A 13195-nucleotide genomic window follows, 5' to 3' on the forward strand; every position below is an offset into this window, starting at 1 on the left:
ATAAAGACTTATCTCTTAAGATCCTGTCTATGGATGTCTGCTATTCGCTGAATCTCGCCGCCGCAGTGCGAGCATGATGTGGGGTTTTCTTTAGCCATCTACTCTGCCTCACCTGGTGCTGGACCCCCTTCTGGCGGGCATCAGATAAGATGACAGCGCAATATCACAACGATCGCGGTTCGACTCGATGAACGTGGAAGATGTCGTGACGTGAGAAATGGAGCTCTATCACCCTGCAATTTTTCAGCATTGAAGGATTCATGTTGGCGAGGAATTTTGCTGCGGTTTTGGGAAAGAAAAAATCGAAATAACCGGGCATCGCGCCCGGTTATCGTGTCAGCCCGAAATGGCCCTACGCACTCAGCCCACGGTTTTCCAGCATCGGCTCAATCTGTGGATCGTGCCCGCGCCACTGGCGATAAAGTTCAGCTAAATCAGTGCTATTGCCGCGCGACAGAATCGCTTCCCGGAAGCGCTGACCGTTCTCACGGGTCAAACCGCCGTGCTCCACGAACCACTGATAGCCGTCGTCGGCCAGCATCTGGGTCCACAGATAGGCGTAATAGCCTGCCGCATAGCCGCCGCCAAAGATATGGGAGAAATAGCTGCTGCGATAGCGCGGCGGAACGGCCGCCAGATCCAGGTGTTCTTCCTGCAATATCTTCTGCTCAAACCCATCCACGTCCTCCGGTATTGCCGAGGTCGACAGGCTATGCCAGCGCATATCGAGTAACGCAGCAGCCAACAGCTCGCTCATGTCGTACCCTTTATTGAAGGTTGCCGCACGCAACATATTGTCGCGTAGCGCCTCCGGCATCGGCTCCCCGGACTGGTAGTGCTTCGCGTAGTGGGCAAACACCTGCGGCTGGCTGGCCCAGTGTTCGAAAATCTGCGAAGGAAATTCGACAAAATCGCGCGGGGTATTGGTTCCGGAGAGACTGGCGTAACGCTGGCTGGCGAACAGCCCATGCAGGGTATGGCCAAACTCATGGAACAGAGTGATCACCTCATCCCACGACAACAGCGCGCTCTGCCCTGCCTGCGGCCGGGCGTAGTTGCAGACATTGTAGATAACCGGTCGCTGCTCCCGCAGGGTAGACTGTTCGACAAACACATCCATCCAGGCGCCGCCGCTTTTTGAGTCGCGTGCGTAGTAGTCACCGTAAAACAGCGCCATCCCTTCTCCGTTGTGATCGAAGATCTCCCAGACCCGAACATCCGGGTGATAGACGGGGATATCGAAGCGCTCGACAAAGCGGAGGCCAAAGAGCTGCGTGGCCGTCCAGAAGACGCCATCCTGCAGCACGCGCTCGAGAGCAAAATAGGGTTTAAGCTGCGCATCATCAATGGCAAAGGCAGCTCGCCGCACCTGTTCGCTGTAATAGAGCCAGTCCCATGCTGCGGCGCGAAACGCCCCGCCCTCGTTATCAATCACCTGCTGGATGTCAGCCAGCTCTCGTTCCGCCCGCGCCCGCGCAGCCGGCGCGATCCGGCGCATAAAAGTTAATGCCTCCGCCGGAGAGGCGGCCATTTGATCGGTCAGCGCCCAGCTGGCGTAATCGGCCGCGCCCAGCAGTTCCGCCTGCTGCGCGCGGATCGCCGCCAGTCGCAGCACCAGGCGACGTGTATCATGCTCATCACCCTGCTGATTGCGCGTCCAGCCGGCGGCAAAGAGATTCTCCCGCGTCTGTCGGTCGCGCAAAGAGAGCAGCGGCGGCTGCTGGGTGGTATTGGTCAGCGTCAGCAGCCAGCGGTCACTGAGCCCTTTTTCCCGCGCCGCGTCGGCGGCCGCCGCTATCTCCTCATCCGCCAGGCCATCCAGTTGATGTCGGTAATCAACCACCAGTCCACCGTTTTTGGCCGCCCCCAGCAACCGCTGCTGGAACTGACTTTGCAGGGTCGCCGCTTCGGTGTTCAGCGTGCGTAGCACCGCCTTCTGCGCTGGCGCCAGCGTCGCCCCGGCATGGACAAAACGTTGCCAGGTGAGGGTCAGGAGACGATGAGATTCGCTGTCTAACGCCAGCGCGTCACGCTGCTCATAGACGCTGTTCACTCGCTGAAATAAGGCCTCGTTAAGCCAGATGTCATTCCCCAGCTCGGCGAGCTCAGCGGAAAATTCTTCATCCAGAGACTGAATGAACGGGTTGGTGTGGGCGCCAGCCATGGCGAAAAAGACCCGCGTCACTCGCGCCAGCAGCTGTCCGCTCTGTTCAAGGGCCTCAAGAGTGTTGGCAAAATTCGCCGGCTCCGGGTTGTCGATTATCGCGCGGATCTCCGCGCGCTGCTGCCGGACACCCTCATCAAACGCCGGGCGATAGTGGTAGTCCTGGATGAGATCAAACGGGGGTGCCTGGTAAGGCAGCAAACTGACGCTAAAAAAGGGATTTTGTTCAGACATCTTTCTCTCCTGCACAGGCTAATCCTGTAAGATTAGGCTTCTCCTTAAGGGGTCGCAATGATTTCCGTTACCGGTCGCCGTCTGTGCGTGCTATGGTATGAAAACACAAAAAGCGTTGAGGAACAGTAAGATGATTATCATGGTTACCGGTGCCACCGCCGGTTTTGGTGAAAGTATTACTCGCCGTTTCGTCGCTAACGGCCATAAAGTGATTGCCACCGGACGTCGTGAAGAGCGCCTGAAGACGCTGAAATACGACCTCGGTGACAACCTTTATATCGCCCAGCTTGACGTCCGCAACCGCGCCGCCATTGAGACGCTGATTGCCGATCTGCCCGCCGAGTGGCAGGCGATTGACGTCCTGGTGAATAACGCCGGTCTGGCGCTGGGTCTGGAGCCGGCGCACCGCGCCAGCGTTGAAGACTGGGAAGATATGATCGACACCAATAATAAAGGGCTGGTGTACATGACCCGCGCGGTCCTGCCGGGTATGGTGGAGCGCAATCGCGGGCATATCATTAACATCGGCTCCACGGCAGGTAGCTGGCCTTATGCCGGGGGCAACGTCTATGGGGCGACCAAAGCCTTCGTCCGTCAGTTCAGTCTGAATCTACGCACCGACCTGCACGGCACCGCCGTGCGCGTCACCGACATCGAGCCGGGTCTGGTGGGTGGCACCGAGTTTTCCAACGTCCGCTTTAAAGGTGATGACGCCAAGGCCGGGAAAACTTATGAGAACACCGAAGCCCTGACGCCGGAAGATGTGACCGAGGCGGTCTGGTGGGTGGCCACCCTGCCGAAGCACGTCAACATCAACACCCTGGAGATGATGCCGGTGAGCCAGAGTTTTGCCGGACTCAGCGTTCACCGCCAGGGCTAACCGTCAGCCACCCGGCCTGCGGGCCGGGTATGGGCGGAACCGCAAAAAACGCGTAAAATAGTGCGCATAATCCCTTAAAAAGTAATCATCAATGGCCGCAGAATCGCAACTGAACCCGACGCAACCTGTCAATCAGCAAATTTATCGCATCCTCCGCCGGGATATCGTTCACTGCCTGATCCCGCCTGGCACACCGCTGTCCGAGAAAGAAGTCTCCGTGCGTTTCGATGTGTCGCGTCAGCCGGTGCGCGAGGCCTTCATCAAGCTGGCGGAAAATGGGCTTATCCAGATACGTCCCCAGCGCGGCAGCTACGTCAATAAAATTTCCTTGTCGCAGGTGCGCAATGGTTGCTTTGTCCGCCAGGCGATTGAGTGCGCGGTGGTCCGCCGCGCCGCCGGCATGATTAACGATGAGCAGGTTTATCAGCTGGAGCAGAATCTCCATCAGCAGCGTATTGCCGTCGACAGACAACAATCAAACGACTTTTTCCTGCTTGATGATGAGTTTCACCAGAAGCTGTCGATCATTGCCGATTGTCAGTTGGCGTGGGATACGGTGGAAAATATTAAAGCCGCCATCGACCGCGTGCGCTACATGAGCCTGGACCATATCACCTCGCCGGAGATGCTCCTGCGTCAGCACCATGAGATTTTCACCGCGCTGGAAAAACGCGACGCGGAGGCAGTAGAGCAGGCAATGAATGTCCATCTGCATGAAATCAGCGAGTCCGTGTTACTGATCCGCCAGGAGAACCGCGACTGGTTTAGCGAAGATTAATGGTCAGACGGCTGCCCAGCGTGGCTGACGCAGCCGTCGTCATGAGGGGATTAACGGACGACCAGCACCGGCGTTTTGGCGTAGCGCAGAATCGACTCGGCGTTGGAGCCCAGCAGATGTGTGGAGATGCCCGGTTTGCGGGATCCAACCACTATCACATCGAACTCTTCGTTATTACTGATAGCCAGAATTTCGTCGCGCACGTTACCAAAGACCACCCTGGTATGGATCCGCGACATCGGAATGTCGAACAGTCGCGCCACCTCGCGCATCTTTTTCTCCGACTCTTCTTTCATATAGGCTTCAAATTTACGAATATCCGCCGTAAAGCCGCGTAATAGTGAACGACTGCTGTTCGGCAGAACGTTGAGCAATGTGATTTCACCGTTTTCTGCAGTGGCTAGGAATTCCGCGTGACGCACAGCTTTATCGCTTAAATCCATTTCAAAGACATCAACAGGCAATAAAATTTTTTTATACATGGCCCGTACTCCTTTTCCAGAGAAAGTTCTTTTTCAATGACTTAACTATGCCATTATGGCAGTAAATTACCAGCCATTATTCGGAAAAATAACAGCTAATTATCTTTAGTAAATCAGGGAAATATATAGTTATGTATAGACATTGCGTGCGATCATCTTTTCAGCGCGCTAAAACCGATCGACAGCAAAAAAGAAATATCAGCGGAAGGTGGCAGAGATAACAAAATAGCCGGTGTCGACGACGAGGCCGACACCGGAAGCGGATTATTGCTCGGCAGCCCACGCGGCGACAGTGGCTTTGGCCCCCAGCCGCTGCAGCGCCAGATAGGCGCGGGTCACCGCCGAGACGAAACGGGGCTCCTGCGGCAACGCCAGGCCGAAGATCGCCTCAATACCCAGCAGCGCTTTCACCCGCGCTTCACCCTCGGCGCTGGCCGCCACCGCCTGTTGGATAACCGGCAACAGCGGATCGCAAATCTCAATCGCCTGGCCGGCATCGTCAACGCCGCCGACATAGCGCATCCAGCCCGCCACACCGAGCGCCAGCAGCGTGAAATCTTGCTGGTGCGCCAGATGCCAGCGTACGGAGTCCAGCATGCGCTGCGGCAACTTCTGGCTGCCGTCCATGGCTATCTGCCAGGTACGGTGCTTCAGCGCCGGATTGCAGTAGCGGTCAATTAGCAGACTGGCATAGCGCGGAAGATCCACCCCCTGCACTTTCAGCGTCGGCGCCTGTTCGTCCAGCATCAGCGCCAGCGCCGCGCGGCGGTAGTTGTCATCCTGCATACAGTCGTTGATGTGCTGATAACCGGCCAGATAGCCCAGGTACGCCAGGAACGAGTGGCTACCGTTGAGCATCCTCAGCTTCATCTCTTCAAAAGGCACTACATCGGCGACCAGTTCCGCTCCCGCTTTTTCCCACTGCGGACGTCCGGCAACAAAGTTATCCTCAATCACCCACTGACGGAAAGGTTCGCAGGCCACCCCGGCCGGGTCGCGCACGCCGGTCAGTTGCTCAATTTTATCGAGGGTTTCCGCGGTAACGGCCGGGACAATGCGGTCCACCATGGTCGATGGGAAGGTGACGTTCTGTTCAATCCAGGCCGCCAGCTCCGCGTCCAGCGCCCGGGCGTAGGCGCAGACGACATTGCGCATCACGTGACCGTTTTCCGGCATGTTGTCGCAGGACATCACGGTAAAAGCCGGCAAGCCTGCCGCCCGACGGCGAGCCAGAGCCTCCACCACCACGCCCGGCGCCGATTTTGGCTGGTGCGGGTTGTGCAGATCGGCGACGATCAGCGGGTGATCGAGCTGCAGCTCGCCGCTGGCCGGCGAATGACAATAACCTTTCTCGGTAATGGTCAGGGAGACAATGGCTACCTGAGGCTCACACATCGCCGCCAGCACCGCTTCGAGGCCATCAACCTGGGCGTGCAGCGCCTGCTTCACCACCCCAACCACGCGTGCGGTCCAGGCGTCGGCGGACATTTCGGCCACAGTGTACAGCCGATCCTGCTGGCGGAGGTCGGCGATCTGCTGCTCGCCGCCGATGAGATTGACTTCGGTATAGCCCCAGTCGCTGCCATGTTCACTGGCAAGAATATCGGCATATACCGCCTGATGGGCGCGGTGGAATGCGCCAAAACCAAGGTGCACGATACGGGGGATCAGCGCGCTGCGATCGTAGCCTGGCAGCATGGCGTTGGCGGTTAAAAGGGTGTTTTCCATGATGACTCTCGTTGTTATGTGTCTCATCAACCATTCTCGGGGAGAACTCTCGAGGAGAATGCCTTTGTGTCCCAACCATCGCACGCAATTGGTATAACATCTTTGATTTCTGTCAACTACCATACAAGAAGATATGATCGGTTCGCTGCCGGGAGTGAACCGTCACAAAATCATCGCTGATGGAATGGGAAACAGTCGCCGCGAGGAAATAAAAGAAGTCGACGAATGACACACCGGCCACGCGTCCCTGCGGGCCTGTCATTTAACCGGGAGTCCGGTCTGGCGGTTAGTCGATACGGGTTTTAACGATAAAGAAGTAGCACAACGCCCCGGTGAAGGTCACGCCGGCGGCGATCACCAGCGCCAGATTAAAAGAATGGGTGGTATCCACCACCCACCCGGTGACGATCGGCGCAAAGGAGGCAAACACAAAGCTGCCAAAGTTCTGGATCGCTGCCACCGAAGCCACTTTATGCTCTGCCACCAATACCTGCACCAGCCCCCAGGCCGACGTCCCGGCAAAATGGACGCAAAACAGCGCCATGGAGATAAAAGCCACCGCCTGGGTCGGCGTGGAGGATTGCACCACCAGCAGGGTGCCCAGGGCCGACAGCACCAGACCGATCACGATCGCCGTTTTCCGGGTTTTCGCCAGATCGTAACCTCTGCGCGCCAGGGCATCGACCACCAGGCCATTGACCCACATCCCCACCGCCGCCGCAAGGAACGGGATCGCCGCCACCCAGCCGGTACGGGCCAGGCTTAATCCCTGCTGTGCCTGCAAATAGCCGGGCAACCAGGCGATATACAGCCAGCCGGTATAGTTCACACCGGAAAAGCCCAGAATCATCCCCCAGGTGGTGCGCCGTTTAAACAGAGCCAGCCATTCGCTAAATTTCAGCGCCGGGCGGGCCACCTCCTCGCTGGCCAGATACTGCTGCTCCTCTTCCTGAAGGGTGAAGTGCCGGCGATTTCGGTAGCCCACATACCAGCACAGACCGACCACGATACCGGCTAAGCCAATCACCACAAACATCGTTCGCCAGCCCCAGGCCAGTTGCATAATAACCAGAGCCGGTGGCGCAATGGCCTGCCCCAGCACCGTCGAGGAGTTAAATATCCCCACCGCCGTACCGCGCTCTCTTTGCGCATACCAGTCATTGATTGATTTCACACCGGCGGGCATAAATGGCGCTTCACCAATCCCGAGGCCAATGCGCAGCAGAATAAAATGCGAGAACGAATTGACCATCCCGGTCAGGGCCTGCATTGCGGACCAGAAAATCAGTCCGGCGCCGAGCACAATGCGCGGTCCAACGCGATCCAGCAATATTCCCGACGGCAATTGTGCGAAGCCGTAGGAGAGCGAAAAGGCGGAGAGCAGCACCCCAAACTCGGTGGCGCTGAGTCCCAGGTCGGCGCGTATCGCCTCCCCGGCGACGCTCAGCGAAGAGCGGTCAAGAAAGTTGACGATACCGGCGATAAACAGCAGCGTCAGGGTGATCTTCTGCACCCGACGGATACGCAGCGGCGTCGCCCCCGTCCGGGCGGCAAGTGTCTCGATAGCCATCGTTGTTCCTTACAGAGTCATAACAAAAGAGAATGTCTGATAAGTAAGGCAACAGGTCGACTACCATACAAGAATTAAGGTTTAAAAAAGTGGCAGCGATCACACAAGGCGAGCTCAGGCCCGCCCCCAGCCCGCCACGATGATCAGCATGCCGCACAGGGCGATGATCGCCCCGGCCCAGTCGTAATGGCTGAGCTTGACGCCATCCACGACCCGCAGCCAGAGTAAGGCGGTACAGACGTACACCCCACCGTAGGCGGCATAGACCCGCCCGCTCGCGGCAGGATGGAGCGTCAGGAGCCAGACGAACAGCGCCAGCGCCAGGCCGGTGGGGATCAACAGCAGCGGCGTGGCCCCGCGCTTTAACCATAGCCACGGCAGATAGCAGCCGATGATTTCGCACAGGGCGGTGGCAAAGAACAGGAGCGTTGTTTTGAGCATTAAAAGATTCGTAAATGAGACAAAGCGTTGAACCATTCTACGCGATAATGGCTTCTGCCCCACGCTGTTTTGTCGGCTATGCCCGGCAAAAGAGCTGTAGTAAACTTAGCCTGAGGGTTAACCCATCACTTAAAGGAAACCGTGATGAACATGACACTGAACAAACGCTGGTGCCTGACCGCCATTCTGGCGTTGAGCGCCGTGGTCTATACCTCCAGCTCCTTCGCCGCCACCGACCGGCTGGTGATTGAATCTGGCGACAGCGCGCAAAGCCGTCAGCAGGCGTCGATGGAAAAAGAGCAATGGAACGACACCCGCAGCCTGCGCCAGAAGGTCAATAAGCGGGCGGAAAAAGAGTGGGACAAAACCGATGTCGCCTTCGACGCGCAGGATAACTGCCAGAAGAGCGCCAACGTCAATGCCTACTGGGAGCCGAACACTCTGCGCTGCCTTGACCGCCGCACCGGCCGGGCAATCAATCCCTGATCCGCTTCCTGTCAACGCTGGCGCCTGCGGGCGCCGCCTTTCATAACGCGCTGTTCAGCTTTAACCACAGGATTACCCATGACCGACGCGCTACACGTCAAACTCCGCCCCCTCGAACGGGAAGATTTGCGCTTTGTCCACCAGCTCGATAACAACGCCAGCGTCATGCGCTACTGGTTTGAAGAGCCATACGAGGCCTTCGTTGAGCTCTCCGATCTGTACGACAAACATATCCACGATCAAAGCGAGCGTCGCTTTGTCATCGAATGCAATGGCGATAAAGCCGGGCTGGTAGAGCTGGTTGAAATCAACCATGTTCATCGGCGGGCCGAGTTCCAGATCATTATCTCACCGGACTTCCAGGGAAAAGGCCTTGCCACTCGCGCGGCGCGGCTGGCCATGGACTACGGTTTTACGGTTCTTAATCTGTATAAGCTGTATTTGATTGTCGATAAAGAGAATGAAAAAGCGATCCATATTTACCGCAAGCTCGGCTTTATCGTCGAGGGTGAACTCATCCATGAGTTTTTCATTAACGGCGAGTACCGCAACACCATTCGCATGTGTCTGTTCCAGAACCAGTATCTGGCCGAACACAAAACCCCAGGACCGGCCCTGCTGAAGCCGACGGCTCAGTAATAATCAATGCGGTTCTTGATGGTGTAATGGCGTGTCAGCGGCGGCTGCACGCTTTCATCAATCACCTGCAGCTCACAGCTCAGCGGATTGTCGTGGCGATCGTAGTCGCAGGTCTGGCGTACCGTGCCCAGCGTGCGTTCGTTGAAGGTGCTGATGGCGGTATAGTCCATTTTCTTGCGCGGATCTTTCGACGGCGTGGAGGCGACGGTAAATTGCTCTTCTTTGGCGGTGGTGGTTTTTCCCAGCGGATAGCCATCGCTGTCATAGCGGTAGGTGGCGGTGGTCTCTTTGCCGCGGGCGCGAATAATAAAACCGTTATCATCCGTCTCCCAGCTCACCCCCGTGGCGGGCATCTCTGCCAGCTGACACTTGCCCTGCAGGCGCAGTCGCTTCTCGTGGGTGCGCCCATCGACGTAATAGTTGGCATCCAGCAGCAGCGTGGCGCCGGTATTGTTCTCCACATCTTCCAGGGTCAGCAGATCGAAACATCCCTCTTTTGACAGCTGAGCGCTCACCTTCTTGACCACCACATCGTGTTCATCCAATAGCGTCTGGCTAAAATCTTTCACCGGCCCGCGCAGCGGATCGAACTCAAACTCATTGGAAAAACTCGCCATCTCCGGGGTGAAGGCTTCCGGGGCGCTTTGGCGGTCGCACGCCGTCAGCAGCAGCGCTGCCGGGATCAGCCAATACAATCTTTTCACAGGCGATTCCTTTTGTGTACACCAGATCATATTAGCAAATACAATTGTTTACACCAGTTCTGCTATGCTTAATTCTGGATAACATCGATAAGGAGTGTAAGATGAAACTATCCCTCTGGACAGGCGCCGCACTACTGCTGTGCTCCACGACCGTGCTGGCAGCCCCCGACTCATGTGAACGGGTCAAAAGCGACATCCAGCAGAAGATCATCAACAATGGCGTACCGGAAACCGCCTTCAGCCTGGCCATTGTGCCAAACGATCAGGCAGACCAGCCCGGGGTTCAGGTGGTCGGTCATTGCGCCAATGACACCTTCAAAATCACCTATACGCGTAACAGCGACAGTCCCGCCGAAAACGACGCTCAGTAAGCCCACTTCGGTTTCAAATGAAAGATCTTATCCCTGCATTGACCAGGGATAAGATCTGCTGGCTACCCATAACGTATTATCGCTCACCCCTGCGTCTGTTAATGACGTGGCGGCCCTTCTCCGCACAGCATAACTATCATGGAGTGAGCAATGTCGAATCAGGAATCCCCCGGCGGCGTCTCCCGACGCGCGCTACTCAAATCCACAGCCCTCAGCTCTCTGGCGCTGGCCGCCGGCGGGCTTACCCTGCCCTTTACACTGCGCAGCGCCGCGGCAGCAGTACAACAGGCTACTGGCGACAACACCCGCATTGTCTGGGGCGCCTGTTCGGTCAACTGCGGTAGCCGCTGCGCCCTGCGGCTGCACGTGCGGGATGATGAAGTGGTTTACGTCGAAACGGATAATACCGGCGACGACCGCTACGGCGACCACCAGGTCCGCGCCTGCCTGCGCGGGCGCTCTATTCGTCGGCGCATCAATCATCCGGATCGCCTTAACTATCCCATGAAGCGCGTCGGCAAGCGCGGGGAAGGCAAATTTGAACGCATCAGCTGGCAGGAGGCGCTGGATATCCTCGCTGACCGTCTGAAAAGCACCGTTGCCCAGTATGGCAATGAAGCCGTGTACATTAACTACTCTTCGGGGATCGTCGGCGGCAACATCACCCGTTCGTCGCCTTCAGCGTCGCCGGTAGCGCGGCTGATGAACTGCTACGGCGGCTCGCTTAACCAGTACGGTACCTACAGCACCGCACAGATTGCCTGCGCGATGCCCTATACCTACGGCAGCAACGACGGCAACAGTACTTCGGATATTGAAAACAGCAAGCTGGTGGTGATGTTCGGCAATAACCCGGCGGAAACCCGGATGAGCGGCGGCGGCATTACCTGGTATCTGGAGCAGGCTCGCGAGCGCTCTAACGCGCGGATGATCGTTATCGACCCGCGCTACACCGATACCGCCGCCGGTCGGGAAGATGAGTGGATCCCTATTCGTCCCGGCACGGACGCCGCGCTGGTCGCCGGTATCGCCTGGGTGCTGATAAACGAGGATCTTGTCGACCAGCCATTCCTCGACAAATACTGCGTTGGCTACGATGAGAAAACGCTGCCGGTCGGGGCGCCGGCAAACGGCCACTACAAAGCGTATATTCTTGGCGAGGGTGACGACGGCGTCGCCAAAACACCGCAGTGGGCCTCGCGTATTACCGGCATCCCCGCCGATCGCATCATTAAGCTGGCGCGCGAAATCGGCATGAGTAAACCGGCTTATATTTGCCAGGGCTGGGGACCGCAGCGCCAGGCCAACGGCGAACTCTCCGCCCGCGCGATCGCCATGCTGCCGATCTTAACCGGCAACGTCGGCATCAACGGCGGCAACAGCGGCGCCCGCGAATCAACCTACACCATCACTATCGAACGTCTGCCGGTGCTGGAAAATCCGGTGAAGACCGCCATCTCCTGCTTCACCTGGACCGACGCCATCGCTCGAGGCCCGGAGATGACCGCCACCCGCGACGGCGTGCGCGGCAAAGAGAAGCTGGATGTGCCGATCAAGTTCCTGTGGAACTACGCGGGCAACACCATCATCAACCAGCACTCCGACATCAATAAGACCCACGAGATCCTGCAGGACGAAAGCAAGTGCGAGACCATTGTGGTTATCGACAACTTTATGACCTCGTCGGCGAAATACGCCGACCTGCTGCTACCCGATCTGATGACCGTTGAGCAGGAAGATATTATTCCCAACGACTACGCCGGCAATATGGGCTATCTCATTTTTATCCAGCCTGCTACCTCGGCGAAGTTCGAACGCAAACCGATTTACTGGATCTTAAGTGAAGTGGCGAAACGGCTCGGCGACGACGTGCATCAACGTTTTACCGAGCGGCGCACGTAGGCGCAGTGGCTGCAGCATCTGTATGCCAAAATGGTGGCGAAAGACCCGGCGCTACCTGGCTACGACGACCTGAAACAGATGGGCATCTACAAGCGTAAAGATCCGAACGGCCACTTCGTCGCCTATCGCGACTTCCGCCGCGATCCTGAAGCGCATCCGCTCAAAACCCCGTCCGGCAAAATTGAAATCTACTCCAGCCGTCTCGCCGAGATCGCCGCCCACTGGCAGCTGGAGAAAGACGAAGTTATCAGCCCGCTGCCGGTCTACGCCTCCACATTTGAAGGCTGGGACGATCCGCTGCGCAGTCAGTATCCGCTGCAGCTGTTTGGTTTCCACTATAAAGCGCGCACCCACTCCAGCTACGGCAACGTCGATGTATTACAAGCGGCCTGTCGCCAGGAGGTGTGGCTCAATCCGCTTGACGCGGAAAAACGCGGGATTAAAAACGGCGATATGGTGCGCGTCTTTAATCAGCGCGGCGAAGTCCGTCTTCCGGCGAAAGTGACGCCACGCATCATGCCGGGCGTGTCGGCGATGGGCCAGGGCGCCTGGCACGACGCGAATATGGCCGGAGACCGGATCGACCATGGCGCCTGCATGAATACGCTGACCACCCACCGCCCATCGCCGCTGGCGAAGGGGAATCCACAGCATACCAACCTGGTCGACATCGAAAAGGTTTAAGGAGTAAACCATGAGCACGCAATATGGATTCTTTATCGATTCCGCTCGCTGTACCGGGTGTAAAACCTGCGAACTGGCCTGTAAGGACTACAAGAATCTCACCCCGGAGGTCAGCTTCCGCCGCATCTATGA

At 57.5% G+C, this 13195-nt stretch carries 12 protein-coding genes and 1 pseudogene; 7 read left to right on the forward strand and 6 right to left on the reverse strand.

The features are described from left to right. Positions 1-352: 352 nt before the first annotated feature. On the reverse strand, positions 353-2398 hold the full coding sequence (gene dcp, locus HMPREF3096_RS22320) for a peptidyl-dipeptidase Dcp (protein WP_032730285.1): 2046 nt from the start codon (positions 2396-2398) through the stop codon (positions 353-355). Between the two features lie 130 nt (positions 2399-2528). On the opposite strand from dcp, the gene ydfG reads away from it, so the two are divergent. Both ydfG and HMPREF3096_RS22330 read left to right on the forward strand, forming a co-directional pair. Further along, entirely contained in the window at positions 2529-3278 is a 750-nt protein-coding gene (gene ydfG / locus HMPREF3096_RS22325) for a bifunctional NADP-dependent 3-hydroxy acid dehydrogenase/3-hydroxypropionate dehydrogenase YdfG (RefSeq protein WP_032730283.1), read from the forward strand. Positions 3279-3369: 91 nt separating this feature from the next. After that, complete coding sequence (locus tag HMPREF3096_RS22330; RefSeq protein ID WP_008805006.1) at positions 3370-4056, forward strand: GntR family transcriptional regulator; 687 nt, start codon at positions 3370-3372, stop codon at positions 4054-4056. Positions 4057-4106: 50 nt separating this feature from the next. Here HMPREF3096_RS22330 and HMPREF3096_RS22335 read toward each other — a convergent pair whose 3' ends face one another. The 4 genes from HMPREF3096_RS22335 to HMPREF3096_RS22350 form a co-directional block, all read right to left on the reverse strand. Then, on the reverse strand, positions 4107-4538 hold the full coding sequence (locus HMPREF3096_RS22335; RefSeq protein WP_008805007.1) for a universal stress protein: 432 nt from the start codon (positions 4536-4538) through the stop codon (positions 4107-4109). Between the two features lie 264 nt (positions 4539-4802). Then, positions 4803-6266 (reverse strand): mannitol dehydrogenase family protein, encoded by a 1464-nt coding sequence (locus HMPREF3096_RS22340; protein ID WP_008805008.1) that lies wholly within the window; start codon positions 6264-6266, stop codon positions 4803-4805. 286 nt (positions 6267-6552) lie between these two features. Further along, complete coding sequence (locus HMPREF3096_RS22345) at positions 6553-7836, reverse strand: MFS transporter (protein ID WP_023322553.1); 1284 nt, start codon at positions 7834-7836, stop codon at positions 6553-6555. 114 nt (positions 7837-7950) lie between these two features. Then, positions 7951-8313 (reverse strand): YnfA family protein, encoded by a 363-nt coding sequence (locus HMPREF3096_RS22350; protein WP_162493261.1) that lies wholly within the window; start codon positions 8311-8313, stop codon positions 7951-7953. Positions 8314-8421: 108 nt separating this feature from the next. On the opposite strand from HMPREF3096_RS22350, the gene HMPREF3096_RS22355 reads away from it, so the two are divergent. Together HMPREF3096_RS22355 and speG are read left to right on the forward strand one after the other, a co-directional pair. Continuing rightward, complete coding sequence (locus HMPREF3096_RS22355; protein WP_004206035.1) at positions 8422-8763, forward strand: DUF1283 family protein; 342 nt, start codon at positions 8422-8424, stop codon at positions 8761-8763. Positions 8764-8841: 78 nt separating this feature from the next. Beyond that, positions 8842-9402: a spermidine N1-acetyltransferase gene (gene speG / locus HMPREF3096_RS22360; RefSeq protein WP_032730281.1), complete on the forward strand. Its 561-nt coding sequence runs from the start codon at positions 8842-8844 to the stop codon at positions 9400-9402. Here the strand turns inward: speG and HMPREF3096_RS22365 are convergent. After that, on the reverse strand, positions 9396-10106 hold the full coding sequence (locus HMPREF3096_RS22365) for a YnfC family lipoprotein (protein ID WP_008805013.1): 711 nt from the start codon (positions 10104-10106) through the stop codon (positions 9396-9398). The two genes, speG and HMPREF3096_RS22365, sit on opposite strands and share 7 nt — an antisense overlap. A gap of 101 nt (positions 10107-10207) precedes the next feature. Between HMPREF3096_RS22365 and HMPREF3096_RS22370 the strand changes: the two genes are divergently transcribed. The 3 genes and pseudogenes from HMPREF3096_RS22370 to HMPREF3096_RS31590 form a co-directional block, all read left to right on the forward strand. Then, positions 10208-10477 carry a DUF1161 domain-containing protein gene (locus HMPREF3096_RS22370; RefSeq protein WP_008805014.1) on the forward strand — a complete coding sequence of 90 codons (270 nt, stop codon included), beginning with the start codon at positions 10208-10210 and terminating at the stop codon, positions 10475-10477. 150 nt (positions 10478-10627) lie between these two features. Continuing rightward, positions 10628-13063 (forward strand): annotated as a pseudogene (gene ynfE, locus HMPREF3096_RS22375) (selenate/tellurate reductase subunit YnfE). A 10-nt stretch (positions 13064-13073) separates the two neighbouring features. After that, the coding region (locus HMPREF3096_RS31590) for a 4Fe-4S binding protein (protein WP_020315665.1) at positions 13074-13195 on the forward strand (122 nt) is incomplete at its 3' end.

This window comes from Klebsiella sp. HMSC25G12 (assembly GCF_001807705.1).
Taxonomy (GTDB): Bacteria; Pseudomonadota; Gammaproteobacteria; order Enterobacterales; family Enterobacteriaceae; genus Klebsiella; species Klebsiella variicola.